General features: G+C 60.9%; 23 protein-coding genes, 5 pseudogenes and 1 other annotated feature. Of the genes and pseudogenes, 19 read left to right on the top strand and 9 right to left on the bottom strand.

The genetic code is table 11. The features are described from left to right. The first annotated feature begins 346 nt into the window (after nucleotides 1-346). The 3 genes from AC3FLX_RS30785 (at nucleotide 347) to AC3FLX_RS30775 (ending at nucleotide 2,785) form a co-directional block, all read left to right on the top strand. On the top strand, nucleotides 347-667 hold the full coding sequence (locus AC3FLX_RS30785; RefSeq protein WP_488699192.1) for a hypothetical protein: 321 nt from the start codon (nucleotides 347-349) through the stop codon (nucleotides 665-667). A gap of 24 nt (nucleotides 668-691) precedes the next feature. Continuing rightward, nucleotides 692-961: a hypothetical protein gene (locus tag AC3FLX_RS30780; protein WP_488699193.1), complete on the top strand. Its 270-nt coding sequence runs from the start codon at nucleotides 692-694 to the stop codon at nucleotides 959-961. A 1,014-nt stretch (nucleotides 962-1,975) separates the two neighbouring features. After that, nucleotides 1,976-2,785: a hypothetical protein gene (locus tag AC3FLX_RS30775; protein ID WP_488701113.1), complete on the top strand. Its 810-nt coding sequence runs from the start codon at nucleotides 1,976-1,978 to the stop codon at nucleotides 2,783-2,785. A 189-nt stretch (nucleotides 2,786-2,974) separates the two neighbouring features. Here the strand turns inward: AC3FLX_RS30775 and AC3FLX_RS30770 are convergent, their stop codons facing one another. Beyond that, entirely contained in the window at nucleotides 2,975-3,931 is a 957-nt protein-coding gene (locus AC3FLX_RS30770) for a LysR family transcriptional regulator (protein ID WP_488701112.1), read from the bottom strand. 114 nt (nucleotides 3,932-4,045) lie between these two features. Here AC3FLX_RS30770 and AC3FLX_RS30765 point away from each other — a divergent pair, with 114 nt between their 5' ends. Further along, entirely contained in the window at nucleotides 4,046-5,041 is a 996-nt protein-coding gene (locus AC3FLX_RS30765) for a Bug family tripartite tricarboxylate transporter substrate binding protein (RefSeq protein WP_488701111.1), read from the top strand. A 39-nt stretch (nucleotides 5,042-5,080) separates the two neighbouring features. Beyond that, a complete protein-coding gene (locus AC3FLX_RS30760; RefSeq protein ID WP_488701110.1) occupies nucleotides 5,081-6,265 on the top strand; it encodes a serine hydrolase domain-containing protein in 1,185 nt (394 codons plus the stop codon). A 297-nt stretch (nucleotides 6,266-6,562) separates the two neighbouring features. On the opposite strand, the gene AC3FLX_RS30755 is transcribed toward AC3FLX_RS30760, so the two are convergent. Next, a complete protein-coding gene (locus tag AC3FLX_RS30755; protein WP_488701109.1) occupies nucleotides 6,563-7,444 on the bottom strand; it encodes a MurR/RpiR family transcriptional regulator in 882 nt (293 codons plus the stop codon). Nucleotides 7,445-7,818: 374 nt separating this feature from the next. Between AC3FLX_RS30755 and AC3FLX_RS30750 the strand changes: the two genes are divergently transcribed. From AC3FLX_RS30750 to AC3FLX_RS30705, 10 genes and pseudogenes are all read left to right on the top strand, one after another. Further along, on the top strand, nucleotides 7,819-8,616 hold the full coding sequence (locus AC3FLX_RS30750; RefSeq protein ID WP_488701108.1) for a transporter substrate-binding domain-containing protein: 798 nt from the start codon (nucleotides 7,819-7,821) through the stop codon (nucleotides 8,614-8,616). Nucleotides 8,617-8,840: 224 nt separating this feature from the next. Next, nucleotides 8,841-9,503, top strand: coding sequence for an amino acid ABC transporter permease (locus AC3FLX_RS30745; RefSeq protein WP_488701107.1), 663 nt, complete (start codon nucleotides 8,841-8,843; stop codon nucleotides 9,501-9,503). 9 nt (nucleotides 9,504-9,512) lie between these two features. After that, nucleotides 9,513-10,169, top strand: a complete 657-nt coding sequence (locus tag AC3FLX_RS30740) for an amino acid ABC transporter permease (protein WP_488701106.1) — start codon at nucleotides 9,513-9,515, stop codon at nucleotides 10,167-10,169. Next, entirely contained in the window at nucleotides 10,153-10,947 is a 795-nt protein-coding gene (locus AC3FLX_RS30735; protein WP_488701105.1) for an amino acid ABC transporter ATP-binding protein, read from the top strand. Before AC3FLX_RS30740 ends, AC3FLX_RS30735 begins: the two co-directional genes overlap by 17 nt. A gap of 78 nt (nucleotides 10,948-11,025) precedes the next feature. Beyond that, a pseudogene (locus AC3FLX_RS30730) lies at nucleotides 11,026-11,295 on the top strand (aminotransferase class III-fold pyridoxal phosphate-dependent enzyme); the annotation flags it as partial. Between the two features lie 58 nt (nucleotides 11,296-11,353). Next, the gene (locus AC3FLX_RS30725) at nucleotides 11,354-11,563 is read left to right on the top strand and encodes a hypothetical protein (protein WP_488701104.1); all 210 of its coding nucleotides are present in this window, start codon (nucleotides 11,354-11,356) and stop codon (nucleotides 11,561-11,563) included. Beyond that, nucleotides 11,560-12,960 (top strand): amidase, encoded by a 1,401-nt coding sequence (locus AC3FLX_RS30720; RefSeq protein ID WP_488701103.1) that lies wholly within the window; start codon nucleotides 11,560-11,562, stop codon nucleotides 12,958-12,960. Before AC3FLX_RS30725 ends, AC3FLX_RS30720 begins: the two co-directional genes overlap by 4 nt. A 61-nt stretch (nucleotides 12,961-13,021) precedes the next feature. Next, on the top strand, nucleotides 13,022-14,521 hold the full coding sequence (locus AC3FLX_RS30715; protein ID WP_488701102.1) for a M81 family metallopeptidase: 1,500 nt from the start codon (nucleotides 13,022-13,024) through the stop codon (nucleotides 14,519-14,521). Between the two features lie 714 nt (nucleotides 14,522-15,235). Further along, nucleotides 15,236-15,385 carry a hypothetical protein gene (locus tag AC3FLX_RS30710; RefSeq protein WP_488701101.1) on the top strand — a complete coding sequence of 50 codons (150 nt, stop codon included), beginning with the start codon at nucleotides 15,236-15,238 and terminating at the stop codon, nucleotides 15,383-15,385. Nucleotides 15,386-15,428: 43 nt separating this feature from the next. After that, the gene (locus AC3FLX_RS30705; protein WP_488701100.1) at nucleotides 15,429-16,013 is read left to right on the top strand and encodes a DNA-binding protein; all 585 of its coding nucleotides are present in this window, start codon (nucleotides 15,429-15,431) and stop codon (nucleotides 16,011-16,013) included. 346 nt (nucleotides 16,014-16,359) lie between these two features. On the opposite strand, the gene AC3FLX_RS30700 is transcribed toward AC3FLX_RS30705, so the two are convergent. The 5 genes from AC3FLX_RS30700 to AC3FLX_RS30680 all read right to left on the bottom strand — a co-directional run bounded on the left by AC3FLX_RS30700 (nucleotide 16,360) and on the right by AC3FLX_RS30680 (nucleotide 20,655). Beyond that, nucleotides 16,360-16,782 carry a hypothetical protein gene (locus tag AC3FLX_RS30700; protein ID WP_488701099.1) on the bottom strand — a complete coding sequence of 141 codons (423 nt, stop codon included), beginning with the start codon at nucleotides 16,780-16,782 and terminating at the stop codon, nucleotides 16,360-16,362. Between the two features lie 5 nt (nucleotides 16,783-16,787). After that, the gene (locus AC3FLX_RS30695) at nucleotides 16,788-19,010 is read right to left on the bottom strand and encodes a copper-transporting P-type ATPase (RefSeq protein ID WP_488701115.1); all 2,223 of its coding nucleotides are present in this window, start codon (nucleotides 19,008-19,010) and stop codon (nucleotides 16,788-16,790) included. Between the two features lie 504 nt (nucleotides 19,011-19,514). Beyond that, nucleotides 19,515-19,766, bottom strand: coding sequence for a DUF2933 domain-containing protein (locus AC3FLX_RS30690; protein ID WP_488701098.1), 252 nt, complete (start codon nucleotides 19,764-19,766; stop codon nucleotides 19,515-19,517). 109 nt (nucleotides 19,767-19,875) lie between these two features. Further along, complete coding sequence (locus AC3FLX_RS30685) at nucleotides 19,876-20,121, bottom strand: hypothetical protein (RefSeq protein ID WP_488701097.1); 246 nt, start codon at nucleotides 20,119-20,121, stop codon at nucleotides 19,876-19,878. 267 nt (nucleotides 20,122-20,388) lie between these two features. Further along, complete coding sequence (locus tag AC3FLX_RS30680) at nucleotides 20,389-20,655, bottom strand: heavy-metal-associated domain-containing protein (protein WP_488701096.1); 267 nt, start codon at nucleotides 20,653-20,655, stop codon at nucleotides 20,389-20,391. Nucleotides 20,656-20,984: 329 nt separating this feature from the next. On the opposite strand from AC3FLX_RS30680, the pseudogene AC3FLX_RS30675 reads away from it, so the two are divergent. The 3 genes and pseudogenes from AC3FLX_RS30675 to AC3FLX_RS30665 all read left to right on the top strand — a co-directional run. After that, nucleotides 20,985-21,495: pseudogene (locus AC3FLX_RS30675) on the top strand (hypothetical protein); the annotation flags it as partial. Continuing rightward, a pseudogene (locus AC3FLX_RS30670) lies at nucleotides 21,429-21,632 on the top strand (Tn3 family transposase); the annotation flags it as partial. The pseudogenes AC3FLX_RS30675 and AC3FLX_RS30670, both read left to right, overlap by 67 nt. Nucleotides 21,633-21,714: 82 nt before the next feature. Then, on the top strand, nucleotides 21,715-22,680 hold the full coding sequence (locus tag AC3FLX_RS30665; protein WP_488701095.1) for an IS5 family transposase: 966 nt from the start codon (nucleotides 21,715-21,717) through the stop codon (nucleotides 22,678-22,680). Between the two features lie 114 nt (nucleotides 22,681-22,794). On the opposite strand, the gene AC3FLX_RS30660 is transcribed toward AC3FLX_RS30665, so the two are convergent. Beyond that, a complete protein-coding gene (locus AC3FLX_RS30660; protein ID WP_488701094.1) occupies nucleotides 22,795-23,565 on the bottom strand; it encodes a type I glyceraldehyde-3-phosphate dehydrogenase in 771 nt (256 codons plus the stop codon). 79 nt (nucleotides 23,566-23,644) lie between these two features. On the opposite strand from AC3FLX_RS30660, the pseudogene AC3FLX_RS30655 reads away from it, so the two are divergent. Next, nucleotides 23,645-24,112: pseudogene (locus tag AC3FLX_RS30655) on the top strand (transposase); the annotation flags it as partial. Beyond that, nucleotides 23,923-24,040, top strand: a sequence feature (AL1L pseudoknot). (Overlaps the previous pseudogene by 118 nt.) Here the strand turns inward: AC3FLX_RS30655 and AC3FLX_RS30650 are convergent. Then, nucleotides 24,102-24,257: pseudogene (locus tag AC3FLX_RS30650) on the bottom strand (helix-turn-helix domain-containing protein); the annotation flags it as partial. The pseudogenes AC3FLX_RS30655 and AC3FLX_RS30650 sit on opposite strands and share 11 nt — an antisense overlap. Between the last annotated feature and the right edge of the window lie 35 nt (nucleotides 24,258-24,292).

The following is a 24,292-nucleotide window of genomic DNA, read 5'->3' as shown; positions in this document are numbered from 1 at the left end:
ATACGCCAGTTGCCAGTGATCCATCGCGCTTTCTCCCAAGCGGTAGACGGACCGCCGAGATTAGCGGCAAGAAGGCTGAGACGCAAGGCGACGTGGGGCGGAGCCCACCACTGCACTGCCAGTTCCTCCTAACGACCCGCGCGCTGCCGTAGTGGCTGTTCAGTCTCTTCCACGCGTCTGGCAAGATTGAGTTGCGCGATTGCTGTGATCGCCGGCGACGATGGCGTAGACACAGGGATTCCTGCGGGACACTTGTGCACATACCACGTCAGCCGCACAGGACCGTAAGGCAGCGTTAATCGAGCGAGGGTCGGACCATTGTCAGGTGCCTACGCGCGACTGCGACGTGATCGAAATCAACGCGATAGGGTTGCATGGCGATCCCGCGTTGCTACACTCGCTAAGGGGTATTTCCGGGAAGTTCATCATGGCGACATATTTTCGTGGGGACGTCACCATCGTGACGGCGGTGGAGGAACTGGTCGCCGGTCGATATCGCGGATTTCTGACATTTGATACCGAAGCGGGCCAGTGGCGATATGACTGCCCAAAGTGCCACGGCACGCCGCTGGAAGCGCGTGCAGATGCTGACGCGGATCTGGAGTATGCCTACCGGCGGTATCTGACGATCCCCTTGGTCCGCAACGACTCGGGCACGCTCCACTGATTCCGGAGTGGCGCCTGGACTGCCGTGATCGAACCGGGGCAGGATCTCTTCAGAAGGGTGGGCTACCACGACTTCCGGGCCTATACGCAATTGACCAGCGGCGGCCTGCACCAGGGCTTTGTCTTGGCGCGTCACCACACGATGGTCGGCACAGTACAGGCCGTGTTTCGTGCCGGCAAACCGCATCCGCAGAGTTCGGAGGCAATGTTGATGGCCCTGGCGAAACTGGATCAGTGGGCGACCCTCGCCAGCGAAGCCGATCTACCTCTGCAAGCCGGCGAACAATCTATCTGATGACTGTTTGTTTCGCGCAGGTTGGCGCGCAATCCAATCTGAAGCGGGAATTCCCGTCACACCATTTTTTGGCGATGCGCGGACGACGCATACCCGCCCAAATGGTGGAATGACATGCCTCGCACCTCAGCCGTTTGCGCTGCCGAAAATTGCCGCCGCAGGGGCATCTGTGCTCTATGCTGAATCTAGGCGCCCACCCTGGTGGCGCGCTTTAGGGCGACCCGCCGCCTTCTCTGACTGGTGGCGGGCCTTTTTCCTGCCTTCCGGCCGGCGATTGCCCACCTCGATCTCGAGTCCAACTTGCTCATCGTTCTCCTGCGCTGCGGCAATCGCGCGTTACTCATTCCACGCGACCAGGCACTGATCGACTGTCCGCCCCTTGTGCGCCTCTGACTGGGCACGCCGGAATTCCAGGGTGACGACGAAATCACGCTCGACAGTTGGGTGCCCGGATTCAATCCGCCGGTGATTCTGGCCGACCTTCTGCGGCAGGGCTTCTGCGCCTTGGATCAGAATGGAGTGGTACGGGGATTTTCGGGACCGGTGCTGGCGTATGCACGAGATAGGAGCGCTACGGATTTGCTTCGAGACGGGGAGCCACTACATGGAAACCCGCGTAGTTAAGCCAGAGTGAGGCTGATTCTTCGGGCCGATTCCGGCCATCGCCGAATGCCCGACGGCCAAGATGTACTTGTTTGTTGAGATTCTGGCGAACACCGAACACCAATCAAAGCGTCTACGCACAGTCGACCGGGCCCATCGTGGTAACAGCGGTTTGTGGCTGTTCGTGCATCGCTTTTGGGGCGGCCAGCGTTCCGGAATCAGGCGCAAAGGCGCCAGTCAGTAGGTGACTGATTTGACTGGGATTTCAGGCAGTCATCGTCCGGAAACCCGCGTGGATGCTAGGGGTGGCTACCCCGGTAAATTGCACGGAAATCAAGGGGACCCCTGTTCGAGCTGAACATCGACATCCTGTGCGCCAACTCCAGCCAGGCCAAGGGCCGCGTGGAGCGGATGAACGGCACCCTGCAGGACCGGCTGGTGAAGGAACTGCGGCTGCGGGAGATTTCCAGCATGGCAGCCGCCAACGCCTATGCGCAAAGCTTCATCGCCGACTTCAATGCGCGCTTCGGCAAGGTGCCGCGCAGCGACTTCGATGCGCACCGGGCGCTGCGCGATGACGAGGATCTGGCACGGATCTTCAGCTGGCGCGAATGGCGCAAGGTCTCGCAGAGCCTGACACTGCAGTACGACAAGACCATGTACCTGCTGGAGGACCGCCCGGAGCACCGTCGGCTGATCCACCGCTACATCGAGGTGGCCGAGTATCCGGACGGGGGGATCGAGCTGTGGGCCAATGGCGCGTCCCTGCCCTTCACCACGTATCACCGGTTCCCGGAGATCGACCAGGGGGCGATCGTCGAGAACAAGCGGCTCGGCCATGTGCTGGCGATCGCGGCGCGCGTGCAGGCGCTGCGCGACAACCGGCATCAGGCGGGGCCGTCGCGCACGCTGTCGGGCGGCCCGCCGCGCGCGGTGCAGGCCGCGCCGAACGTCAAGCGCCAGCGGCTGATCAACCGGCTCGATCTGGAGCGGGCGATGGTGGGACCCGACGGCCCCCACCCTGCTCCAGCCTCAGGTGCTGCCGGCCAGCGCCACCGCCCGACAGCCCCCCCACAACAAACATCCCACCCCGCACAAAAAGCACGCTCGCACTGCATTTCTATTTGGCCAGCGCCACGACATCTAAAAACCGCCACAACACGGCCACATTTCCTACGTTCTTGCGGGACAGCCCCACGCCGACAAGGAGCCCGGCGTTAGCTACCGTAGGACGCTTACCGATACCGAAAGGTTGATTTGGGCTGAACACTGGAGATGGGTAACAAGGAGACGATTATGGCCAACGATATCCATGTCGTTCCAGCTGGTGAGGGTTGGGCCGTAGAGGCAGCTGGAGGGGGCAAGCGCACGATGTTCGCTACTCCTCTCTCCCAATGTTTGCGGACATGCTTATTTGCTGCTTACTACGCTTGCTCCAGAACCCCCGCCGGGGCTGGCGCTCTGGGTCCCTCCCATGTAAGTTTCACAGAGTTCACGGATGCGGGCGAGCGCAGGCGGCAATGCCTTACCTTCCAATGTCACAAAGGCGAACTGAGACGTCAAATGCATGAGCGGCTGCAGCGTTAGCAGCATCAACTCGCCGCGATCAATCAAAGGCTGGGCAACAGAAAGCACGCCGAAGAAGACAGCATCGCTTGTGCGCACCGTCTCTACCAAAGACGTCATGTCGTTCGACTGATAACGGATGACATCAAGAAAGTGTCCACCGGCGCCAAAATGCTCGTTCAGTCGATGCAGCATTTCACCGCTCATCGCTCGCCCACTTGCGGCCACAGGGAATGTTCTTAGATCCTTGAACTCGAGTTTTGGCTTTCTTGCGAGCGGGTGACCGGCATGAACAACAAAACCTAATGGCGTTGGATTGAAGGACGTTAGACAGAGGTCCCGCTCCGCCGGCACGTGATTTCGATGAACGACAATAGCGTCGATCCCTCCCCGCCGCAATTCCTGCAGCTGCATCTCAGGCGTGCCACCACTTAGCTGCAGCTTGATGGCGGGGTATCTTTGCATCATTTCGCGATATAAGGGTACAGACAATATCGCTGCTGGTGTCGGCCCGAGGCCAAGCCGTATCGAACCGCCTTCATAGTCCGCCAACATTTCAGCGCTTCGTTTAAGTTCGGCCAGCTCGACACGAATGCGTCCTGCCCGCGCAACGGCTAATTCCCCTAACGGCGTCAAGGCCTTGTTCTTCCCACGCTCCAAAAGGCGCCCGCCTAGCGCGTCTTCCAGAGACTGAATACTCCGGCTTAGGGCGGGCTGGGTGAGATGCAGCATCTCGGCAGCGCGACTGAAGGAGCGCGTTTCCACGAGGACCAAGAAGTGTTCGAGCTGCTGTAGGTTCACCCATGTCTCCTTGGAACATAACATGAGTTTTGATTATAGCCGGTTGCCATAATATGCATTGGACGTAAAGAAACTGCCTTCCTAGAATCGGTCATCCACTTTGGAGTCCGTACCATGAACGCGTTCTTCTCCCTCTCAACAACATGCCTGATTCGTATCATGGCGGTGGCATCGCTATGTTCGGCAGCCTTACCCGCCAATGCGGCAGCTTGGCCCACACGCCCGGTACAGGTCTACGTGCCGGTCGCGGCCGGAGGGGCTGCGGATGCATTGGCGCGTAGTTGGGCCGCCTATGCCTCGAAGGAAATCGGGGGGACTCTGGTTGTAGAAAACAAGCCGGGTGCAAACGGAGGTATCGCAGCAACGGTGGTTGCAAAGCAACCAGCCGACGGCTATGCCTTTCTGTTCGGAAGTACATCAAATATGTCCATCAATCCGTTCACCTACCCCAAGCTCGGCTACAGCCCTACAAAAGACTTCGATCCCGTCACCAAGATTGCCGAAACCTCGCAGGTTCTTGTGGCAAATCCATCCAGCGGCATCCGCTCGGTGCAGGATCTCGTCACCAAAGCAAAGGCAAAGCCGGGAACCCTGAATTACGGATCAGCTGGTACTGGTAACTCAACGCATTTGAACGTCGCGTTCCTCGCCAATCATTTTGGGATAACCCTGTCGCACGTACCCTACAAGGGCGCCGCACCGGCGATGATCGACTTGATTGGCGGGCAGACAGACCTGACCTCCGACGCCATCTCAGGTGCTTTGCCCCAGGTCAAGGCTGGCAAGGCAATACCCATCGTCATTTTCGGATCCAACCGATTTCCCGAGTTTCCTGGCGTCCCGACAATTGCTGAAGTCGGCATCAAGGACTTTCCGGGGGATGCCTGGTACGGTCTGATGGCGCCGAAGGGGGTGCCGAAGGAAATAGTGGCTCAGCTGACCGAAGCGACGCGCAAGTTCTGGGCCGACCCGGCCATGCAAAAGAAGATGGCAGAAATCTACATGACTCCGCCGAGGGCGCTCGGGCCCGACGCTGTCGCTCAGTCTATGCGAAAGGAAGCTCAGACGTGGGGCCCCATCGTTAAGAAGTTGGGCATCCGCAACGACTGATTCACAGGATCTCAATTTTCTCTGCTCGCATACAAGATCATGGATCAGTCGCTTACCCCGCCCGTTGCCCGGACCGTCGAGCATCTTCCGAAAGCCGAAGACTTTCTGCTTTGGCCTCCCTGCTTGCAGTCCTATGGCTACCGCATCGTGGATCGGCTGTTCGCCACCCGTACTATCAGACGTGGCGAGCGGGTACGTGAATTTCCGCGAGGTCCGGAGATCGACGTCCACTATTCGGTCGACGGCCATCGGCGCAATATCGGTGACTTGCTGGATTTGAACAATGTCGCCGGGCTACTAGTTCTGCACCGGGGCAATATCGTGCTTGAGCGCTACGGCCTGGGATTGCAGCCGTTCGACCGTTGGTCAACTATGTCGACCGTGAAATCGATGACGGCGATGCTAGTCGGCGCAGCCGTCGCGGACGGGGCAATTACTAGTCTGGATGATCCCGTCACAACCTATGTTCCGGCACTTAAGGGATGCCCCTATGACACTGTGACAGTGCGACACTTGTTAACCATGTCCTCTGGAATATCCTGGCTCGAGGACTATACGGATAAGCAATCCGACGTCAACCGATATAGCAAATCACTTGCCGACCAGGTCCCGGGAGGGGTGCTTGCGCTTTTGTGCTCCTGCCCGCGTGCGCATGCCCCCGGGGAAGTCTGGCACTACAACACCGGGGACACCTACCTGCTTGGTACCGTGGTTAGTATGGCGACAGGCCAGACGCTGGCGGACTATATGTCGGCAAGAATTTGGCAACCTTGCGGTATGGAATTTGATGGGTTTTATACCCTCGAATCTGATGGCGGCCAAGAGATTGGCGGCAGTCGAGCCGGTATGACCTTGAGAGACATCGGGCGCTTTGCCAACCTCGTTTTGGACGATGGAGTTGTCGATGGGACGCGCGTTCTTCCCGAGGGCTGGTGCGCTGAGGCGAGTATGCCAGCCTTTCTTATTCCGGAGGACGAGCAAACTGATCACCGTAAGGCCTTGCAACTTACCGGATACGGCTATAGCTGGTGGTTGCGCAGTGACGGCTCTATGCTTGCGATGGGACATTCGGGCCAACGCATCTTTATAGACCAACGCGCGCACCTGGCAGTCATTCAGTTGGCGGCGTATCCGGAGCCGCGTTATGCGAGCCCCAATGAGCCGAAGCGGGACACCGAATTGAACGCATTTATCGAGGCAGTTCGTTCCGCAATCGGAGGTTGACGTGAGAACCAGAAAAGCGATGTTGGCAACCGCACAGCCGGAGGCGGCAGAAGCTGCTGCGCGAGTACTGGTGAACGGTGGCAACTAGGTAGATGCGGCCATACCGCCGCTTTTACCCAGTGTGTGGTTACCCCGTTAATGGCGGGTATTGCCGGCGAGCAATAAAAGCAACCCGGCGCAGGCTATCATCGGCGACTATGGCGTGAACTCGGGGAGCAACACGCAGACACTCCTTTCAGTCGGTATGCGTCAGCGCTTCTGATCGCCGGAGTAGCCATACAAACGGCGGCGCTTTTTTTAGGACGGCGCACGCTTGCCGGTGTGTTTCGCCGATATCGAAAGGTAGGCACCTGAATCGAAAAGACCGCGCTCCGCCTCATTGATCTTGTTGACGACAGGACGGCCGCCCGCTGCGACCAGCAGTTCCAGAAGTCCCTCGACCAGTCCAATGCCAGCTACCACCGACGGAAAGAATGAAGGGCTGTCCACGGAAAATATCCCGGAGATGTGCGCATCCAGAGCGAGGGGCGATGCACTGCTATCGGTTATCGCCACGACTTTTGCACCGACTCGCCGCGCTATATCCGCAACGGCCAGCGATTCTCTCGAATACGGCGCAAAGCTGACGATCACGACCGCATCGGCCTTGCCGATTGAACGGCTTTGCAGTTCCAGCCCGCCCAGTTGCCCGTCAAGCAGCGAGACGGACTGCCGAAAAAGACGATAGCCGTAGAACAGCGCGTAGGCGATCGGCACGCTAGCGCGAAAGCCCGCTATATGAACGTGCGGAGCTTTGGCCAAAAGCGCCGCGACTCTGCGCAACACCTCGGTCGAATGACTCAGGGTGTCGTCCAGATTAGTTTGCAACACATCCAGCATCTCGTCGAGCATGTCGCGCTCCGGCCCGCGGTTTGCCAGCGATCGCGCTTTTTCTCCGTAGCCTTTGTGATGCAGCCCCATATCGGTTGCAAAAGCCGTCTTCAACTCCGGCCATCCGGCGAATCCCAGTTGACGTGCGAGGCGAACGAAAGTTGCGGGCTGCGAACTCGCCCGCTCGGCCAGCGCACGCATCGACGAAATCACGACCTCGTTGGGATGATCGATGATGAAGCGAGCTGCAACCTGAAGTTTGGGGCTCAGCGAGGGAAACGCGTCCAATATTGTTTGCGCAGCTGTCATGGTAAGGACACGGAGAATCAAGAATGAAACGAATGATACAGCGATCATCTCCCATCGCGCATTCAGGAAGCTGCTCGCTACCTGCGTTTCTTCTTCGCGGTGCAGGTGCCCTGCTTTGGGGCGGGCAATGCACCACGGCATCTCATTCGCGTTTAAACAGGAGCCACCAGCGAGTAAACATCAATATGCCCGCATCACAGATTGCTACATTCGGCGCACGTGTAATGTAGGTGATACGTACGTTTCAAAGGCGGTTGTAGCCTGTGTTGCAGGTCAATAACCTCGAATTCAGCGCCGTCGCTGCTCCGATGGCACGGACATTGCATTACGTGATGTGAAGATACGTTCGTTTCAACTCACCGCAAAAGATACCTATGAAATTCCTTGCACGCTGGGCTTCTCTCGTTACTGGTCTGGGTCTCGTCGGCATGCTGGCGACGTCAAGCGCATACGCCGAAGATACCCTGTCGCGTATCCACCAGGAAGGCACCGTCAAGATTGGCATGCTGACCGACTTTCCTCCGTACGGCTTCGTCGGGCCGGACCTTCAACCTCAGGGTCTCGACATCGACATGGCCCGATTGATCGCCAGCAAACTCGGCGTGAAGCCGAAGTTCGTCACGCTGGTCAGCGCCAATCGCATCGCTGCCCTTCAGGCCAATAAGGTCGACATTCTCGTCGCATCGGTGGCAAAGAGTCCCGAACGCGAAAAGGTGGTGGACTTCACCGTTCCCTACGCGCCCTACTATCAGGCCGTCTACGGAAGCAAATCCATTCCGGTGAAGAGCTTTGCGGATCTCGCAGGAAAGACAGTTGCCGTAGCCAAGGGATCCACGCAAGACGAGAATCTGCAGAAGGTCGCACCGCCCTCGACCAACATCCTGCGCTTCGAGAGTTCGACTGACGCTATTCAAGCCGTGCTATCCGGACAGAGCCAATTCATTGCGATGGGTTCTTCGGTCGTTGGACCGATTTTGAAGCAGCATCCCAACGCGAATATCGAATACAAGCTCCTGCTCAAGGACTCGCCGAACTACATAGCGGTGCGCAAAGGCGACACAGCCTTGCTCAATCAGCTTAACGAAATCATCCGAGGCGCGCGCGCAGACGGCACCCTGGAGAAGATGTCGCAGAAGTGGCTCGGCCAAGGTGTAGCCAAACTCCCGGATTGATCATGGCATCCGTCCAGGCGCATCCCGCCTGGATGAACACCCTTGGCGTGCACTGTCTCGCGTGCCGTTGTTATAGCGCGCCGGCCTAAGGGGCGGTGATTCAATACATCATCTCGGAAGACAAAATGAGCAAAGCCCTAAGAGGCTGTGTTGTTCGAAGCGCATCCTGGCGCTACGTCCTTGTGCGCTCCCCCATCACTCGCGACAAAGGCTGAGGCAGAAGCATGGGCATCAAACTTGACTTTCTTGCCGTGCTGCAGGAGTGGCAGCTGCTTTTGTCGGGCGTAGGCTGGACAGTGTGCCTGACAGGATTGGCTACCGTCGTCGGGCTGGCGCTGGGCATTGCGTTCGCGTGGACTCGTACGAGCGGCCCTGCGTGGCTAAAGCTGGTTGTGGGTACCTACGTCGAGCTTATCCGCAATACGCCCTTCATCGTGCAGTTGTTCTTCATTTTCTTCGGATTGCCTGCGGCGGGCGTAAAGCTCACGCCCGGCTCCGCAGCGGTGATCAGCATGGTAATCAACCTGAGCGCCTACGCAACCGAGATCGTGCGCGCGGGTCTTGCCGCAACGCCGAAGGGACAAATCGAGGCGGCACAGAGTCTTGCCTTGAACCGCATGCAGACTTTTACTCGCGTGATCCTTCCGCCGGCCTTGACCAAGGTGTGGCCGGCCATTAGCGGACAAATCGTCATCGTGATGCTGGGTTCTGCCGTGTGCAGCCAGATCTCGGTTCCCGAACTGAGCTATGCGGCCAACCTTATTCAGTCCCGCAACTTCAGGTCGTTCGAAGCTTCCATCATTGCCACGCTGATCTATCTGGTGCTGGCCATCGTACTGCGACGAATTTTCAACTGGGCCGGCCCACGCCTGCTCTTCGGTCGCTAGGTTTCAATCATGGTCGAATTCTCCTTCTGGGACATCCTGCGCAATTTCCTGGGCGCGGCAAAGTGGACAGTCTATCTGTCTCTCATCGCCTTCGTGGGAGGCGGCATCGTCGGTCTGGCGCTCCTGGTGCTCCATTTCGCACGCGGTGCATGGGCACGCAGATTCGTCGCCGGCTACGTACAAGTTTTCCAAGGCACCCCGCTGCTGATGCAGTTGTTCCTTGCGTACTTCGGATTGGCGCTATTCGGCGTCGATACTTCGCCGTGGGTATCGGCAGCATGCGCATTGACACTTCACGCCAGCGCCTACCTCGCCGAGATCTGGCGCGGCTGTGTCGAGTCGGTCCCCAAGGGGCAGTGGGAAGCCTCGGACAGTCTTGCGCTGTCGTTCGGCGAAAAGCTTCGCCATGTGATCCTGCCACAGGCCTCCCGCATTGCAATCGCCCCGACTGTCGGGTTCCTCGTCCAGGTCGTCAAGGGCACCGCACTGGCCTCGGTCATCGGCTTCGTCGAACTGACCAAAGCCGGAAACATGATCGCCAACGCCACCTTCAAGCCTCTTGTCGTGTACAGCTGCCTAGCTTTAGTGTACTTCGCCCTGTGTTTTCCCATCAGCCTTTGCGCACGCGTACTCGAACGGAAACTGAACTATGCAACCCGCCATTGATTACAACATCGCCGCGGCGGAAAGGCCCGCTGCACCGCCCGGAGCCCCCGTCGTCTCCATTCATGCCCTGCGCAAATCATACGGAACCAATGAGGTTCTCAAGGGCATCGACCTCGACGTGGCGCGGGGCGAGGTCATCGCAATCATCGGAAAAAGCGGTTCCGGAAAAAGCACCCTGTTGCGGTGCATAAACGGGCTCGAAGTCTTTCAGGACGGCGCCCTGACCGTGGACGGCCAGCCGCTCGTCCATGAGAGCGCTCAGGCCATGCGCGCCTTGCGCCAGCGCGTAGGCATGATCTTCCAGGGATTCAACCTGTTCCCCCACCTCTCCGTCGGGCGTAACGTCATGCTCGCGCCGACCCTTGTCAAGAAGGTTTCGTCGTCGCAGGCTAATGCGAAGGCAAGGGCGCTGCTGGAGCGCGTCGGTCTCGCCGACAAGTTCGATGCGCGGCCCGAGCAGCTCAGCGGTGGCCAGCAGCAACGCGTTGCCATCGCACGGGCACTGGCGATGCAACCCGCGGTCCTCCTGTGCGACGAAATCACTTCGGCGCTGGACCCGGAACTCGTTGGCGAAGTGTTGCGCGTGGTTGAGTCGCTCGCATCCGACGGCATGACGCTTCTGATGGTTACCCACGAAATGGCCTTCGCGCGCAAAGTGGCCGACCGGGTCATCTTCATGCATCAAGGTCGCGTGCATGAAAGCGGCACGCCTGGCGAACTGTTTCAAGATCCCAAAACGGCGGAACTCAAGCAGTTCCTCTCGTCGATACACGACTAATTTCACAGAAAGCCCTCTTCAGTCGGCGGTACACGCCGAAAAAAGACCGGCCCTTTGAGACTCGATTCAGGAACGCCGATGAGCACGATCATTCATCGTAACTTTAAGTCCACGCCTCATGTCGCACCATCCGCAAGCGGCGTCCATATCGTCGATGAAGCAGGCAAGCGCTATCTCGATGCAAGCGGATGCGCTGCCGTGTCCTGTCTCGGCCACGCGCATCCCGATGTGCTGGCGGCCTTACACTCGCAAATCGACAAGCTGGCGTACGCGCATACCAGCTTCTTTACCAGCGAGGTTGTCGAGGAACTGGCCGATCATCTGGTTGCTCACGCGCCGGAAGGCATGGTTTTCTCGTGATCGAGCCGGAGTTATATCGAACGCAGCGTCGAAACAAAGGAAAAACATGTCGACAAATACAGAAGCACGAATCAAGGATGCCCGTTTACAGGCGCTTGTAGAGACCGTCGGGCTAGGCCTGAACTGGCAGCGTTGCCCGGATGAAGTCCGGGAAGCATATGCGCTCGCCGAAACCTATGTGTCGATGCTGCCCGCCGTCGTGGACGCGCATGTCGCGCCCTGGGTCTTTCCCGGCAGCGAGGCCGCAACATCATGACGAACCATAGGACGCTGGCCGAACTGTCGGCGCGGGACATGTTAGCCGGATACCGCGCGGGAACATTTTCGCCAGTGGATGTCGTCGAAGACGTGTTGCAGCGCATTGATGCCCTCAACCCGGAGATTAACGCCTTTCTTAGCGTTCAGGCCGAACAGGCCCGCAATGATGCGCGCGGGCTGTCGGCGGATCGCGCGGGATTCAGCCGTCCCCTGGCGGGTGTTCCCGTCGCGATCAAGGACATCATCGACGTGCAGGGGGTGCCCACCACGTGTCATTCGGCGGTGATGGCAGGCACGATCGCGGCGCGGGACGCCGAGGTTGTGCGACACCTACGGCGAGCGGGCGCCATCGTCATCGGCAAGCTCGCCACGCATGAATTCGCTATCGGCGGACCATCTTTCGATCTGCCGTTCCCACCGGCGCGCAATCCGTGGAACACCGAACATCATCCTGGCGGCTCCTCGTCAGGTTCAGCGGCCGCGGTTGCGGCACGTCTGGTGCCGCTAGCGGTCGGAACGGATACAGCGGGTTCCATCCGCTTTCCCGCCGGCGCGTGCGGCGTGCTCGGTCTCAAGCCCACGTTCGGCTCAGTATCGTGCGACGGCGTATTTCCGCTGGCTTACTCGCTCGATCACGTCGGCCCGCTCGCCCATAGCGCGGCCGACCTGGGCACGGCGCTCGAAGTCATGAGCGCGGCGCGCAAAGTCGCACCGCTAGGCGCAGGCTCGGGCAGCAGCCTGCCGCTCAAGGGCTTGCGCATTGGCTACATCGAACATTTTCATCGGCGGGATCTGGTCGCCGCGAAAGAAGTGGCCAATGGGCTCGATAAATTCGCCGCTCGGCTCACAGAGTTGGGCGCGTCGGTCGAGTCGGTCGTTCTCCCGCCGCTGCAAGACTTTCTCGGCGTGAACCGTATCGTCATGTACTCGGAGGCATGGTCGGTGCATGCGCCGTGGATGCGCAGCCGCTCCGATGAATACGGCAAAGCCTGCCGACGCGCTTTTATGGCAGGCGCATTCATCACCAACGAGGAATACATGCGTGCGCAGCGCTTCCGGCGCTTGCTCGTGGAAAAGATGGAGGAGGTGTTCAGCCGCTTCGACTTGCTGCTCGCCGTAAGCATGCACGACGAACCGAGCCGCATAGACGATGAAGCTGGTCTGCGCCGCACCATCGCGCGGCAGGCACGGGCGGTGTTCAGCCTTACCGGACATCCGGCCATCAGCATTCCTGCGGGGCTTTCCGCTGCCGGTCTGCCGCTCGCCGTGCAAGTGGCGGCGCCCTGGCATCATGACCATCGCCTCGTGGACATCGCCAGGGTGATGGAAGCAGCGAGTCCCTGGCCTTCGCCGCCATTGTGCTCCGGTACGGCGCGAGCAGCGTCCTTGCGATAATCGATGCCGTGACGGTGAGCCGTCCGATGCATTGCCGATAAGAGATATCACGATTCAGAACATGAGAACTTCCGCGACTCCCTTCCGTATTGCCATGGCGGGCTTCGTCCAGGAGTCCGTCACCTTCGTGGACATGGCTTCAGGAATCGACGCCTTCCAGGTCACCGAATCCTCGGGTCGAGCCATGCTAGACCGGCACCGGGGCGCCAACACGCCGACGGCCGGTTTCATCGACGTCTGCGAAGGCGCTGGCTGTGAAATTGTGCCGCTGCTGTACGCGGGCGCGGCAGCCGCCGGTCCCACCACAGACGATGCCTACGAACACTACGTACAGCGGATCGTCGAGGGCCTCAAGTCCGCCGGTTCGCTCGACGGCATCCTGCTTGATCTGCACGGCGCGATGGCCACTCCGACGCGCCTGGACGCCGATGCGGAAACGCTCGAGCGCGTGCGCGCGGTCATCGGATCGAACGTGCCCCTGATGATTGCGCTGGATTACCACGCCAACATCGACAAGCGTACAGTCGATCTCGTGCACGCCCTGTTCGGCTATCACTATTCACCGCACACCGATATGGCGGAAACCGGCAAGCGAGCCGCGCGCTGCATGCTCGGGATGCTACGCGGGGAGATTCGTCCGGCGATGGCGATCCACAAGCCCGGCGTCATGGTGCCCAGCATTTTTAGCGCGACCGGGCTTGAGCCGCTCAAATCCATCGTGGATCGTTCCGTCGCGGTGGCACAGGATCCGTCCGCGTTCTGCGACGTCTCGGTGTTCGCCGGCTTCTCGTATGCCGATGTGCCGAACTGCGGCTTCTCGGTCGTGGCCGTCACGGACGACGACCCGGCGGCGGCGGCCGAACTTGCTGGATGCTTCTCGGACGAGCTTTATGCGCTTCGACGCGAACTGAATCATCCGGAACTCGTCTATTCGATCGACTCCGGCATTGCCGAAGCACAGCGCATAAAGCTAACCGAAAAGAAGCCGGTCGTGCTGCTAGAACATGCAGACCGGATGGGGGACTCCACCTACCTGTTGCGCGCCGCGCTCGAACGCAAGCTCAAGGGCACCGCAGTGCCCTTTCTCGCCGACGCGCGAGCCGCACAGTTGGCGGCAGCGGCCGGCGTTGGCAACATGGTGACGCTGTCGGTAGGCGGACATAGCTCAGAGCGTGCAGGCGGCCCGGTAACGCTCACGGGAAAGGTCGTCTTCGCTGACGAGAAGCAATACTTCGCGACGGGCCCGTACTTCACCGGACGTTTGATCAATCTGGGACTAACTGTGGTCATTGATACCGGCGACGTCGTGGTAAGCATCACCACCAACCAGTCCACGGCTGTCGACGACGACTGTTTCAAACAACTCGGCCTGAACATCGATGATTTCTCGTACATCGTACTGCGCTCGAAAACGCATTTTCGTGCAGCGTACGAGTCGCTGGCGGCTGCCATTCTGATCGTTGACACGCCGGATTGGGGGCCTGCGGACCTGACACTGCTCAATTATTGTCACGTGCAGAAAGACACCACCTATCCCTTTACGGCTGATGACGCGGCGTAACGGCGTTCGCTTTCGGGAGCAAGATCATACGAGTTGAATGCAATCCCGAAGCGCCTGGATGTCGTGCGATTCCAAGTCCACGCTACGTGGCGCTCCTTACGGTTCTGGCCCACGTCAAGTTGAAGTGGGGGCACTTTTCGAACCTTCCGCGCGGGTGGGTTTTGCACCCTGAAGGTTTCGCACCGGATTGAATCGGCCGCTCGAATGGCCGAGCGAAGGATGTGGCGAAAGGCAGGAACTGGCAGCCGATAGAGGACTACGGCGGGAGTGTCAAGCCACCATGCCCTGCCGCCACGGATCGATGTCTCAGATCGGCCAGCGGATAGGGTCAGACCACCTGCCGCAGGAAACGTCACTAAACGCTAGGTTCCCGCAGGCCGTGCGCGGTGGGGGCCGCACATGGCCCGGGCCGATTGACGTTGTGCTCGCGGTACAGGTATCGGCGTGTGGTAACACTACTTTGCTTTTGAGGGCGACAAAGTTGACGATCCAACGGAGGTGGCCCGTGATCCTTGGGGCCAAGTGGCTCCCCTGAGTTGCCAAGCTAACAAAATTCAGCAGCGTGGCAGCTTGGGCGGATGTTGTTGCGAGCCATCGACCGATCCGAGCATTCCCCGCTCTTGCGTCCCCTCAGATCGCCAGTACGTTTTACCTGAAGGAGTAACGGAACATCGTGTGCGTAAGATAGGCCGAAGTTTGCCTCCGGAAACTGCCATGCCCCGCCTCGCCGCCACCCCCGACCAGATCCGCGCCACCGTGTTGGCCATGCTGACCGAAGCCGGCGACGCGGCGCCGCCCACGGCCGCACGCTTTCGCCGCGTGGTGTCTGTGCGCAAGCTACGCGCGCGCCCTGGGCGGCGGTGACCCGGCCACGCTTTCCCGGACCCTGAACGCGATCGAGGCCGAGGTGGTGCGCGCGGGCCTGGCGGACCTCGCGCTGCCCGAGATTCCGGTCGAGATCGCCGAGGCGATGCGCGCGCTGTGGCAGGCCGCGGTCGCGGTGCAGCTCGGCGACGTGGCGCGCCTCAGGCGGGAGGCGCAGCAGACCGCGGAGGCCGCGCAGGCCGCCCGCGCCGAGGCCGAACTGCGGGTCGAGCTGCTGCTTCAGGAACTGGGCGAGGTGCGCGGCCAGCTCGCCGCGCGTGACACCGCGCTGGCCGAAGCGTGCGCCGCCCAGGCATCGGCGCGCGCGCACGCCGATGAACAAGCCGCTCGTCGGGGCGAGCTCGAGGCGACGCTGGCAACTCTGCAGGAACGCGTCATGACAGACGAACGCATCCATGCCGAAGCGGTCGCCACCATCCAGGCGCGCTACGAGGCGCTATCGAAGCAGCTCCTGCAGGAAACCGCGCACCAGCGCGACGCGGTGCGGGCCGAGCGCGCCCAACTGGCGTCCCACGCCTCGGTGCAGACCACGGCGGCCTATGCCAAGACGGACCTGACGCAGTTGCGGGCCTTTGTCGATGCCACGTTCGCTGATGATGTGCCGTAGCGATCGGTCGGGCCGGCGGGGACCTTGTGCAGGTGACGCGGCGTTTGGTCGCCCCAAGCCAGATGGCTCTGAGCGACCCAGAGCGGAAGTACCGGTCTCGCGAAAGTGGTCGTTCGCCAGGTCGTTCAGGAGCGTGTCGTGAGCAGTCGAACAAACGTGCTCCGAAACGGTCATTCGGAGGTGGCGGTGCGGCGTTGGAGAATACAGGGCTTGCAGCCCCCCATCTTCGGGGGCATCCTTGTCCATCAGTGGTCGTCCCGAAGGCGGAATGCTCGCTCGGCAAATGCTTCATCCGGCCACGCCCCATCTGCCTGAGCGTGGCCGCGCCTATGTAGCTGCACTTCTCCTACGCGGCGCGAACGTAGAGCCCCAGCGCTATAAACCACCCGATGGGTGGTAGCGCCAGGAGCCCGCGGAATTCCGACTGCAATGCAAAGTTCACGGCACTCATCAATACCAACGAGAGTGTACCGGTCAGCGCGAGCGCGGCGCTCCTCCCCCGGGTGCGCAGAGGCATCACCGTCCATCCCAGGTAGGCAATGAGCACTCTCGTGCCAGCCATGAAGCCGCCCATGACGGTGAATACCTTGGCAAGCCATGCCGCCAGTCGGGGCGCCGCCGCATACAGAACCTGCGCATCGACTCCCATGTAGCGCAGGTCCTCTGGCAGGAGCGCCGGACGGACGAAGATGAAGTACAGGCCCAGGCCAACCTGCCACAGTCCGAACGAAACGACGAGCCACTCGGCCGGACCGCGATGGACAAGCATTGACATCAATCCACCTTTATCTCCCGCAAACGCAGCGCGTTCGTGATCACGCTCACCGACGAGAGCGCCATCGCTGCCGCGGCAACGACCGGCGACAGCAGCAGCCCGAAGAATGGGTAGAGCACGCCGGCCGCCAGTGGGATGCCGGCGACGTTGTAGGCAAAGGACAGAAACAGGTTCTGGCGGATGTTCCGCATCGTCGCCATGGAGAGCATCCTCGCGCGCACAATGCCCATCAGGTCGCCATTGAGCAGCGTGATACCAGCGCTCTCCATCGCGACGTCCGTTCCCGTGCCCATCGCGACGCCCACCGTGGCCTGTGCCAGGGCCGGTGCATCATTCACCCCGTCGCCGGCCATCGCGACGATTCGGCCCTCGGACTGCAGGCGCTTGACGACGGCCGCCTTGTCTTCGGGGAACACCTCCGCCACCACCTCATCGATGCCGAGCTGACGTCCAACGGCCTCCGCCGTGGTCTTGCCGTCACCCGTTAGCATCACCACGCGGACGCCGGCACTCTGCAGGGCCTTCAGCGCCTGCGGCGTCGTCGCCTTGATGGGGTCGGCAATGGTCACGAATCCAGCCAATTCCCCGCTCACGCCGACGAAGATGACGGTCGCCGCCCGCTGGCGTTGGGCCTCGGCGGATGCCGCGAGGCTTGAAGTCTCGATGCCCTGCTCCGACAGGAATTTGGCGCTGCCCGAGACGACCGCTCGGCCGTCCACCGTGCCGATGACGCCCTTGCCGACGGGCGAATCGAAGTCAGTCACCGGCGATAGAGCAAGCTTGCGTTCTTGGGCGTCCATCACGATGGCCATTGCCAACGGGTGCTCGCTGGCACGCTCGACGCTCGCCAGCTTCTGGAGCACATCGTTCGCGACGAACCCGCCGGCCGGCTCCACGTGAACCACCTTCGGCCGGCCTTCGGTCAAGGTTCCCGTCTTGTCGACCACCAGCGTGTCGACCTTCTCCATCTTCTCCAGCGCTTCGGCGTCGCGAATGAGAACGCCGTGTTGCGCCCCTTTGCCGACGCCGACCATGACGGACATCGGCGTCGCTAGGCCGAGCGCACAGGGGCACGCGATAATGAGCACCGCCACCGCGGTGATGAGCGCATAGCTGAACGCTGGTGATGGCCCCCATACCAGCCAGGCTGCGAATGTGAGAAGCGCCACCAGGATAACGGCCGGCACGAACCAGCCGGCCACCTGGTCGGCCATCCGCTGAATAGGCGCCCGGCTGCGCTGCGCCGCAGCCACCATGTGCACGATTTGCGACAGCAGCGTGTCGGCGCCGACCTTTTCTGCACGCATGACGAAGCTGCCGGTCTGGTTCAGCGTGCCCGCCGTCACGTTGGACCCGACCGTCTTGGCGACCGGAATCGGCTCGCCCGTCACCATCGATTCGTCGAGATTGGTCTTGCCCTCCGTCAGTTCGCCGTCGACCGGCACCTTCTCGCCGGGCCGCACGCGCAGCAAGTCTCCGACCTGGATGGCTTCGACGTCGACGGTCGCGTCGCTGCCGTCGGCATTGACCTTCGCGGCCGTCTTGGGTGCGAGTCCAAGCAGGGCCTTGATGGCCCCGGAGGTCTTCTCGCGCGCCCTAAGTTCCAGCACCTGCCCCAGAAGCACCAGCACCGTGATGACGGCGGCGGCTTCGAAGTACACCGCGACAGCGCCGTCTTCGCTCCGCAGCGCCGCAGGAAACAGTCCTGGCGCCAGCGTCGCGACGATGCTGTATAGCCACGCCGCGCCGGTGCCCAGTGCGATGAGGGTGAACATGTTGACGTTGCGGTTCCTCACGGAAGCGACTGCGCGAGTGAAGAAGGGCCAGCCTGCCCAGAGAACGACCGGCGTTCCAAGCAGCATTTGGACCCAGTTCGACGTTTGCCGCGCAATGAGGTGGTGGATATTGAAAAGGTGCCCGCCCATCTCGAGCGCGAAGACTGGCAGCGTCAGTGCCGTGCCAATCCAGAATCGGCGCGTCATGTCGCGCAGTTCGGGGCTCTCCCCCGTCTCTGCCGTAGCCAGTACCGGCTCCATCGCCATGCCGCAGATGGGGCAGTTGCCAGGTCCCATCTGCCGCACCTGCGGATGCATCGGGCACGTGTACTCGACCTGGCTTTGGTAGCCCGCGGGCGCCGGCTTCATCGACGCCGGCGTATGCGTATGGTGCTCGGGGTGCCCGTGTTCGTGTCCTGCACCCTGCATCACCGTGCCGTCCGGCATCACATGGGTGCCATGCGCCGAGTGTTCGAGATGTGCCGTCGAAATCTTTGCTGTTGGGTTGGTGCCATCCACGGAGGTCAGGTGGACGTGCTCGCGCCCCGAATGGTCGTGGCGCTCCGAACTCGATGAGGGCATGAGGGACTCCTTATTCTTGTTCGCAGTGTCGCCTTCCCCAACGCATGGGAAGGTCAAGTGCACTCAATTTTAGCGGGTGCTGAGGACAGAGGCTGCAATCCAGACACCTAGTCCGACCGGGCAAGCCCAGCAGGCCCAGAACAATGCCCGCTCCCACCAAAGCGGTGGCCCATCTCGACTCTCAAGCCTGTAGTTCAGACTCATGCCGAAGCCATGGACGATGAGGCCGACAGCCAGAAGCGGCACCGCGTATTCACGCAGCCTGGAGGCAATATCAACGCCAGGCCGGCACCCATGACGATGGCGCCGACGCCGGAAGTCAGTTCCGCCGCCGTGGCAGCGCCGGTCTCGTGGCCGCCCCGACGCATCTCAACCCTGCTTGTCTTTCTCGTCGACCTGCTGGTGACTGTCGTGCCCGCCGCCATGACCGCCGTGACCGCCATGGTGATGACCGAACAGATGCATCAGCGGGCATGCCAGAAGAATGAGGTACGGAATCGCTTGACCGACGTGCGTAAGGTGCTCGGTGAGCAAGTAGTAGATGCCGACGGCACCCGCCGCGAGCATGAAGATGCCGAGCGGCGAGCGCCAGCGCGATGGAGCGGTGGGGTTCTGGTTCATGGTCTGACCCGGTTTGCAAATCAGTAGCTGTTGACGGGGCGGTCATCATTTTGAACGCCAGAATGATGGCATCTCGTGATGGTCGTGGTCCATGACATCCGCCCTCGCGTCACTTCGCGGGGGAGGACCGGGTCGCTTCGCGGTCCATCATCATTTCCATGCGTTTGCTCACGGCTTCCGGGCCCATTCCCATTCCCACACCCGGGCCCATCGCGCCCTTGCCGCCGCGCATCTGACTCATCATGGACATGCCCTCCTGCATGGTCTTCATGTGCTCGTTCATCAGGGCTTGGCGCTCCTCCGGCGACTTGGCAGCCATCATCTTGTCGTGCATCTCCTGCATCGACTTCATCATGGGCGTCCATTTGAACCGCGGACGGGGCACTGGCTGCCTTGGAACTCTTCGAAGCTGCCTTGGGGCCAGCCTTCGTCGGTGGCGTCGACAGCGCAGAGGCGGAAGCGTCTGCAGGGTGGTGTGCTGCGTGGTCCTGGTTGGCCGGAGCGGTCGGTGCGGTCTGGGCGAGCGCACTGGCGCTGAGAAGGGCGGCAGTGGCGATTGCAGGAAGGGTAAGCATGGTCTTTCCCAAGTGGAATGAGTGATGGAATCGAGCCAGTCAACGCATTAGCTGCAGCAGCCGCAGCACCCACCGCGGCGAGTGGGAGGCCCAGTTGTCGACGCTGCCTCAGCCGCAACCTGCACGGGGGTGTAGCCCGCTTCGGTGATCACGTTCAGCAGTTCATCGGCCGCAACCCCGGTCGGCTCGATTCGAACAAGGTGTTGTGACAGGTCTACGTCCATCTTCGCGCCGGCGTCGACCGAGCGAACGGCCTTCGTGATTGCGCTGGCGCAGTGGCCGCAGGTCATGTCTTCGATTCGATAGGTGAGCATCGCGAGTTCCTTTCGCTATGGATAGATGCCTCAACTTTGAACCCTCCCCTCCCGTTGGAAGCTCAACGCATCTGCTTGTCGGTTATTGATGCAAATCAACTGCAACGCCAACTTCATGCGAACCCCCAAGCTATGCAAGGTGAGCATGACTCCGCGAGGCCGCCAAGGGATTGATTCATATCAAGGTGCGCACAGGCAAGGCGACTAAATTGTTGTCATGGCGACTGAGGACTGAAGGGAGACTGCGATGAGCACGCTCGGAATCGCCTCCCTGAATCGGGATTCAGCACACCCGGCGTTACGCACGGGCATTGCGCTCGCGGTTACGGGGCTGCGCATCGGCGATGCTGGCCAAAGCTACGCTGCGCAGCCTCGAGATCGATGCCGCCGGCGATCAATGGCTGCGCCTGGTCGGCAAAGGCGGCAAGCCGGCCAAGGTCACCTTGAGACGCTTGGCTCGCGCGGCGCTGGAACGCTACCTGCTGGAGCGCAAGCTGCCTGTCAGCCGTGCCCGCTAGAACCCCGCTACGCCCTTGATCTGCAGCCTGGACGGTGGTGGGACCGGCATCACGCCCCTGCGCCTGCGGGAAGTCATGCGCCGATTCTTCCGACTCGCGGAGGCGATCATCCGGCCTTGGCCGAAAAGCTGCGCCGAGCCACGCCGCATTGGATGCGGCACGGCCAAGGGCGTCGAACTGAGCGCCGTCCGCGACCAACCTGCGCCACGCTTCGATTTCGACCACGTCCATCGCCGCACTGGCTGCGCCACGCCTATCCTTCACAATGTTCAGTGGATGTCGCGCAAGCTCAAGGATTTGCAGGAGCGAGGGCACCCGGTGAATGCCGAAGTCCTCAAGGCATTGTCACCGTACCGACGCGAGCACATCAACCGGTTCGGCGATTTCCTGCTCGACCTGCAGCGACGCATGCCGCCGCTCGACCCATCGATCGATTTCGTATTCAAATCAGCGGCTTAGCGGCTTAGCGGCTTAGGGACGGTGTTCAAAACTCATGCGTCTGCGGGTACGCCAGAGCAACGTTTCCAGCGACAATAGGCGCATGAATCAAACCGACCTTGGCCTGGACCTGAGCAATCGCCGCACGCGCAAGCGCGTGTTTCTTGACGAGATGGAACGCGCGGTACCGTGGGATGCGTTTCTGGCGTTGATTGCCCCGCATGCCCCGACCAAGGCCACGGGCCGCCGGCCGTTTCCTCTCGCAGCGATGCTGCGAATCCATCTGATGCAGCAATGGTTTGGTCTGAGCGACGTGGCGATGGAAGAAGCTTTGTACGACACGCCGCTGTACCGCGAATTCGCTGGCCTGGGTGGCATGAGCCGCCTGCCTGACCGCGTCAGCATTCTGCGCTTTCGGCATCTGCTTGAGCGACACCAGCTTGCCGAGCAGTTTCTCAAGGCGGTCAACGAGCAACTCAACGCCCGTGGTTTCCTTCTCAAGGAAGGCACGGTGGTCGATGCCACCCTGATTGCCGCGCCGAGTTCGACCAAGAACAAGGATGGCGAGCGTGACCCCGAAATGCACCAAGCGAAGAAGGGCAACCAGTGGCATTTCGGCATGAAGGCACACATTGGTGCGGACGCCGACTCGGGACTGGTACACACCGTGGTGGGCACGGCCGCCAACGTCAGCGATGTCACGCAAGCTCATGCGCTGCTGCACGGCGAGGAAAGGGACGTGTTCAGTGATGCCGGATACCAAGGCGTTGAAAGGCGCATTGAGGCGCAGGACATCGAGGTCAACTGGCATGTTGCGATGCGCCCGGGCAAGCGCCGCGCATTGGACAAGGAGGCGCCTGTAGGCAAGCTGCGCGATGAACTCGAACGGGTCAAAGCGCGCATCCGCGCCAAGGTGGAGCACCCGTTTCGCATCATCAAGCGCCAGTTCGGCTATCTCAAGGTGCGCTACCGGGGCTTGATGAAGAACACGCAGCAACTGCATACGCTGTTTGCCTTGGGCAATCTGTGGATGATGCGCCATCGACTTCAGCCTGGTGCCACGCAGTGAATGCGCGCCGCGATTCTGGCCGACGGCCCGAAAAGCGGGCGATAGCGCCCTTGCACGCCCCGAATCGCGCGCAGAATTCGGGGGGAATTGCTCATCGAATTCACTTGGCCACGCTCACACCGTCAACTCAGTGCTGCGGATGGTGTTTTGAACACCATCCTTAGCATGGACCCGCCCTTTCAAATCTGGCAGCATGCGTTCAACCCCTCGGGCAAGGCCGGTTGCAACCGGCACAATGGATTGCATTGCTGATCGTGTTCTACGGAGGTCGCGATCGTGGTAGCCGTCAATCAGCGGCTGGTCATTCATTACTGAATGCAATGTTGTCAACACGGCGTGCTCCATCCCGAGTTCCTGATGCAGTAGGGAAAGAACCGGGACAACTGCATTCGTGGTACAGGAAGCGTTGGAGACGAGACGCTCCTTGCCGGAAAGTATGTTGTGGTTTGCGCCATAGACGATCGTTGCGTCCACGTCGGCGGCAGTGTCACCAGGATGAGAGAGCAACAGCCGCTTGCAGCCTGCATCCAGAAAGCGCATTAGTGATGCTCGATTGCCATAGGCGCCAGAACACTCTACAAGCAGGTCGACGTTGAGAGAGTTCCATGCGACGTCCTCGGGAGTCGTAGCATGGAACACGGGGATTTCATCGCCTTCAATGAGCAGCGTGCCATTTCCGACGCCGATCTTCCCGGGAAATCGTCCATGGGTAGAATCGAAGCGGGTTAGATATGCCATGCTAGAGAGGTCAGCCGGCTCATTGATTGCTGCTACCTCAAAGGATGCACGAGCGCCTGATTCGTACAATGCCCGCACAAGGCAACGGCCGATACGGCCATATCCATTGATCGCAAGACGCTGGGGTGCGAGATGCCTGCAAGGCACGGCCAAACTCCTTCTTGTGTGAAGGGGGCAATTTTAGCGCGCAACCGTGCCGGTGAAGTTGAGGGCCGGCGATGTGCCTATGAGCAAGCGAACCAAGTTTTCCCCCGAGGTCCGAGAGCGGGCCGTACGTTTGGTGCAGGAACAGCGTAGCGAGCATCCGTCGCTGTGGGCGGCAGTCGAATCAATCGCACCGACGATCGGTTGCACGAGCCAGACGCTGCTGGGGTGGGTCAAACAAGAGCAGGTCGAGAGCGGCCAGCGCGATGGCGTGACCACATCGGAGCGTGAACGCCTCAAGGCGCTGGAGCGCGAGGTAACGGAACTGCGGCGTGCCAACGAGATCCTGAAGTTGGCGAGCGCGTTTTTTCGCCCAGGCGGAGCTCGGCCGCCGTTTGAAGTCCTGAAGGCCTTTTTCGATCGGCATCGCGACGCCTTCGGGGTCGAGCCGATCTGCAAAGTGTTGCAGATCGCTCCGTCGGGCTATCGGTACCATGCTGCGCAGCTTCGCGATCCGTCCTGGCGCTCTGCGGGAACGTACCGGCCAGATAGCGGCCCAGCCACTTACGAGCCGTTGGTGCTATCACGCCATGACTCGCGGCGGCTTCAGACACGCTCAGGCCATGTTCGGTGATGTCTTGAACCACCTCCAGTCGACGGGCAAAGGTGAGTCGGGCATTCTTATGGGTGTTCATCCGGCTGAGCTCCTGGAAGTCTGGGTGTTTGGCGA

The sequence above is a fragment of the Cupriavidus sp. 291-E7 genome (genome assembly GCF_057798835.1).
This window is presented reverse-complemented; position numbering and strand designations above follow the sequence as displayed.